Source organism: Lishizhenia sp. (assembly GCF_033720595.1).
Taxonomy (GTDB): domain Bacteria; phylum Bacteroidota; class Bacteroidia; order Flavobacteriales_D; family Crocinitomicaceae; genus Lishizhenia.
The window spans coordinates 1-4308 of sequence record NZ_JAWWCF010000216.1; the positions used below are offsets into that span (position 1 = coordinate 1).

Genomic DNA, 4308 nt, shown 5'->3' on the forward strand with positions numbered 1-4308 from the left:
AATTAAAAAAAATGAATATTATCGCTTCGGGCTTAACTACGGTAGATTCTCGCGACTTAATGAGCTATCTACAAGCAGAGATTCCTAAGTTGGGTGTTGGTACTATCGTTTTGGGCGAACCTAAACGTTTAAACAATGAGGATACCCACAGTTCTGAGAATGTGCGTCAATTGAAAATCGCTTTGGAAAAGAATTTTCCCACGCAGAAAGTGGTGATGGTAGACGAGCGTTTTACCTCTAAAATGGCCTTTCAAACCATGATAGATAGCGGCTTGAAAAAGAAACAACGTCGCAACAAAGCCATGGTAGATGAAATCAGTGCTACACTAATTCTTCAATCTTACATGCAACAATTAGGAATGTAATATTGCTTTTGAGCAACGGATAATATTAACCTTACGTTTGTAGTATAAGCGAATACAAATTCCTTTTACTACATGCAAAATATCCCTTCATATTCTTTCGAAGACAGCGGGAAATCAGAAAAGTTAGTCGAAGTCTTTCCCTGGGAAGAAAAAAGCTATTACAACTTCGAAGAAATGCACGCACATACCTACAATGAAATTTTTATTTTCTTGGAAGGAGGAGGAGAGCATGTGATGTTTGGTAAATTATACCAAGCACAACCAGGGAGTTTTCATATTTTGCCTGCTTCCTTTCCTCACAAATTAAAACGAACTGCTGATTCCAAAGGATTTACCTTGGCGTTTTCCAATCATTTCTTGGAGCAATTACAAGTTTTTCATAAGGAAACCAAACTCTTTAATTTGATCGCGAGTCCGGTTACATATACTGCCACATCCGAAGAATTTGAAGTGTTCAATTTTTACTTCAAGGAGCTTTTTAGTCATAGAACAGATGAGTCTTTACGACTAAATTTAGCGGCCCATATTTTATTGAAACTTTCGGGTAATCTCAATAAACAAGATGAGGTAGACGGTGTTTTTGTATTAGAATTTATGCGTTTGCTCAATACATCTTATCATCAAAAACCGAGTTTGAGTTTTTATGCTGAAGCTTTGGGTGTGAGTGAATCGAAATTGAGCAAAATGGTGAAGAAGAATTTTGGCAAGACTTTGCACGATATGCAAAATGAGAGAATATTGGCCAAAGCCAAACAATTGTTGTTGGAAAATGAATTGAACATAGCTCAAATAGCTGTGGCTGTAAACTTTTTTGACGAGGCCCATTTCTCTAAGTTTTTCAAGCAACATTCAGGAGTAACGCCTACTGAATTCAAACAGGCAGAAATCTACAAGGATTAAAATGTTTTGTACAAGGATGTGGGGTAAGATTCAACGATCTTTGTAGAAACAAAAACTACAGACCATGAAAAAAATATACAACATACTCGGATGCTTACTCTTGACGACCCTTAGTTTTGGACAATGGCAAGTTCCAGCAGGGAATCCATATTTTTATGGAGAATTAAGTTATCCCGCCATTGATACTGCCTATATAACAGGGACAACAGGTGAATTATATCAAAGTTTGGATGGAGGAGAGAATTGGTCCATTATTCAACAATTTGGAGGTTTTTCTTCTTTGCATAAACCGCAATTTATTAATGGTAAGTTGGGCTTTGTTAATGCGAATGGCGGTGTGTACAGAACATCGGATGCAGGGGTAACTTGGGATACGATTAGCGCAGATTGGATCAATCAAACGGGTCTTCCTTTTAACGATATAGTCATTGGAGACGATTATGTTTACGCGTATTATCAGGACAATGGGGCTATGCAAATAATTAGATCTGCAGACTACGGTGACACCTGGACGAATTTGGTGCTTTTACCATTTACAGCATACACCATGACTTTAGACCTATGGGAGGATACCTATGGATTGATTTTAGACCCAAACTATCATGAAAAATATTATTACTCCACAGACGGGTTTGTGACAGTAGACACAGTATTTACTCAGAATTTTCAAGAAGTCATAGGAGGAGGAAGATTAGAGATGGTTAATTCGGCATTGGCTGTGAATTATAGACAGTTTGGAGGAACAGGACCTTCTCAGCGTATTCAAGCGAGTTCAGGTTATGTTTATGACTTGAATTTAGATGGGTTTAACGTATTGCCTGTCATAGATTTGGATCAACAGTTTGGCAAGCTCATAGCATCGAGTTACTACGGGAAATATTTCATTTGTATCAACACGCATGCAACACAATGGATAGAGTACAACGTGGGAGTTGACGCCCCTATCTACAACATGGATTTTGCGGATGAAGATCATGCTATAGCATTGGTGGGGAATGAGTTGAGGTATACCAAGAATGCATCTACACTCGGAACAACTTTTCAAGAAGAGATAGATTTCAAAGTGTATCCTAACCCCTTTGAAAGTGTATTGAATCTTGATTCAGAAAATAAGGATGCAAGTTTTCGTTTATATGATGTGCAAGGTAATTTAGTGCATACGATGAACACGAGTGGGCAACACAATTTAGACTTCTTACATAGTGGCGTATATCTGTTAGAAATTAGAGATGGTGTGCAAAAGAACTATCAAAAAGTGATTAAAAAGTAACAAATAAGGAGTTTCTCTACTTCTTAATTTTTGGTTGAAGGTAGATTTGTTAATTTTGTAGCTCAAAATTGATAAGAATGATATTACCTGTTGTAGCATACGGAGATCCGGTGTTGAAAAAAGAAGGAGAAGAAATCGATAAAGATTACCCTGAATTAGACAAGTTAATTGAGAACATGTGGGAAACCATGTATGCAGCTCATGGTGTTGGTTTAGCGGCTCCTCAAATAGGGAAATCTATTCGTTTGTTTGTGGTAGATGCTTCACCATTTGCAGAAGATGAAGACGAGGACGAAAGAGCAAAAGGTTTAAAAGACTTCAAAAAAGTATTCATCAATCCTATCATAGAAGAAGAGAGTGGAGAAGAGTGGGCCTTCCAGGAAGGTTGTTTGTCTATTCCTAAAGTAAGAGAAGATGTTTACCGTAAAGAAACTATCGTTATCACCTACTTTGACGAGAATTGGGAGTTCCATGAAGAAACGTATTCTGGATATGCAGCACGTGTAATTCAACACGAATATGATCATGTAGATGGTGTGTTGTTTACAGATCACCTTTCTCCATTAAAGAAGAGAATGATCACTAAGAAGTTAAATAATATTTCTAAAGGTGAAGTGGATATTGACTACAGAATGAAATTTCCACTGAAGAAAAAAGGAAGAAAATAGATTACTCAATAAATTGAAGAGCTAGCATAAAATATGCTGGCTCTTTTTGTTTTCTTATTACATTCGTAAAAAACAAAACCATGAAGAAAATCTTTTTATTGGCGGGTTGCAGTGCCTTGTTGTTGGCCTGTTCTTCGAAAGGAGAAACCGAAGAAGTGAAAAATGAAACGGCCCCTGCAGAAATTACTGCGGAAAGCATTAAGGAAGGAATTCAAGTGATGGATGATTCTTTGGAAGTCATTTACAAGAACATCATGGAAAATAATGGACAACTTGATCGTAATGCTGTACTCGAAACAATCAACAGACATTTAAGTTTGTATAAAAACTTTCCGGAGGACCCTTCAACAGCAACGTCTTTGGACAAAGCTCAAATGTTGTTCATGCAACTGCGTTTAGAGGAAGAGGCTGCTCGATGGAGAGCTACCTTGTTAAAGGAATACCCAGACTACAAGGATATTCATAGGATTTATCAAGCACAAATTGTTTATTATACCATAGACAACGAACAACCAGAGAAAGCAGAAGAACTTATTCGTCAAGCTTTAGCGGATTCTGCAAACATGGAGATGGAACAAGTAGAAATGCTGAAGTCGAGATTAGAAAATATCGATTTAAGTTTTGACGAGTTGACCGAAAAAATGAATGCAAAGTAGTCTGATTTCTTTCTGTTAACGTATTGTTAAAAAAGCAACTTGCATAGAGAACTGTACGTATATTTGGTAGTAAGAAAATCAAAATAAAAAACAATAATTATGAAAAAGGCATTATTTACTTTGTCATTAGCAATCGCAGCTATCTTCGCTGTTAACACAGTTGTAGCACAAGAAGTTGTTGATGGAGCACAAATCGAATTTGAGAAAACTTTACACGACTACGGTACAATTGAGCACGGTGGAAACGGAGTTTACGAATTCGTATTTACAAACACAGGGAACCAGCCTTTGATGATTTCTAACGCTAAAGGATCTTGTGGATGTACAGTTCCTTCTTGCCCTAAAGAGCCTATCGCTCCTGGTGCATCAGCAGAGATTAAAGTAAAATATGATACTAACCGAGTAGGACCAATCAATAAGTCGGTAACTATTACTTCTAATGCGGACAA

Annotated in this window: 6 protein-coding genes; all 6 read left to right on the top strand. The window is 37.2% G+C overall.

Annotation, left to right across the window (positions count from 1 at the left end; all coding sequences use genetic code 11):
* Nucleotides 1-11: 11 nt before the first annotated feature.
* Complete coding sequence (locus tag R3333_RS12720; protein WP_318959157.1) at nucleotides 12-365, top strand: RuvX/YqgF family protein; 354 nt, start codon at nucleotides 12-14, stop codon at nucleotides 363-365.
* Nucleotides 366-437: 72 nt separating this feature from the next.
* A complete protein-coding gene (locus tag R3333_RS12725; protein ID WP_318959152.1) occupies nucleotides 438-1265 on the top strand; it encodes an AraC family transcriptional regulator in 828 nt (275 codons plus the stop codon).
* A 64-nt stretch (nucleotides 1266-1329) separates the two neighbouring features.
* On the top strand, nucleotides 1330-2535 hold the full coding sequence (locus R3333_RS12730) for a T9SS type A sorting domain-containing protein (protein WP_318959153.1): 1206 nt from the start codon (nucleotides 1330-1332) through the stop codon (nucleotides 2533-2535).
* Nucleotides 2536-2612: 77 nt separating this feature from the next.
* The gene (def, locus tag R3333_RS12735) at nucleotides 2613-3203 is read left to right on the top strand and encodes a peptide deformylase (protein ID WP_318959154.1); all 591 of its coding nucleotides are present in this window, start codon (nucleotides 2613-2615) and stop codon (nucleotides 3201-3203) included.
* Between the two features lie 80 nt (nucleotides 3204-3283).
* Nucleotides 3284-3859 (top strand): hypothetical protein, encoded by a 576-nt coding sequence (locus R3333_RS12740; protein ID WP_318959155.1) that lies wholly within the window; start codon nucleotides 3284-3286, stop codon nucleotides 3857-3859.
* A 99-nt stretch (nucleotides 3860-3958) separates the two neighbouring features.
* Nucleotides 3959-4308: DUF1573 domain-containing protein (locus tag R3333_RS12745; protein ID WP_318959156.1), on the top strand; the 350-nt coding region annotated here is incomplete at its 3' end.

What these genes read in the sequence shown, in the direction of transcription:
- R3333_RS12740 (WP_318959155.1), top strand. Translation starts at nt 3,284, where the DNA reads ATGAAGAAAATCTTTTTATTGGCGGGTTGCAGTGCCTTGTTGTTGGCC.
- def (WP_318959154.1), top strand. Translation starts at nt 2,613, where the DNA reads ATGATATTACCTGTTGTAGCATACGGAGATCCGGTGTTGAAAAAAGAA.
- R3333_RS12720 (WP_318959157.1), top strand. Translation starts at nt 12, where the DNA reads ATGAATATTATCGCTTCGGGCTTAACTACGGTAGATTCTCGCGACTTA.
- R3333_RS12730 (WP_318959153.1), top strand. Translation starts at nt 1,330, where the DNA reads ATGAAAAAAATATACAACATACTCGGATGCTTACTCTTGACGACCCTT.
- R3333_RS12725 (WP_318959152.1), top strand. Translation starts at nt 438, where the DNA reads ATGCAAAATATCCCTTCATATTCTTTCGAAGACAGCGGGAAATCAGAA.